A 304-nucleotide genomic window follows, 5' to 3' on the forward strand; every position below is an offset into this window, starting at 1 on the left:
ATTGAAGAGTTTGATCATGGCTCAGATTGAACGCTGGCGGCAGGCCTAACACATGCAAGTCGAACGGTAACAGGAAGCAGCTTGCTGCTTCGCTGACGAGTGGCGGACGGGTGAGTAATGTCTGGGGATCTGCCTGATGGAGGGGGATAACTACTGGAAACGGTAGCTAATACCGCATAACGTCGCAAGACCAAAGAGGGGGACCTTCGGGCCTCTTGCCATCAGATGAACCCAGATGGGATTAGCTAGTAGGTGGGGTAACGGCTCACCTAGGCGACGATCCCTAGCTGGTCTGAGAGGATGA

The 304-nt window shown here is 54.3% G+C and carries 1 rRNA gene; it reads left to right on the forward strand.

The window, feature by feature from the left end:
- Window positions 1-304, forward strand: a 16S ribosomal RNA gene (locus tag DW58_RS01240); the annotation flags it as partial.

It is taken from the genome of Siccibacter turicensis LMG 23730 (genome assembly GCF_000463155.2).
GTDB lineage: Bacteria > Pseudomonadota > Gammaproteobacteria > Enterobacterales > Enterobacteriaceae > Siccibacter > Siccibacter turicensis.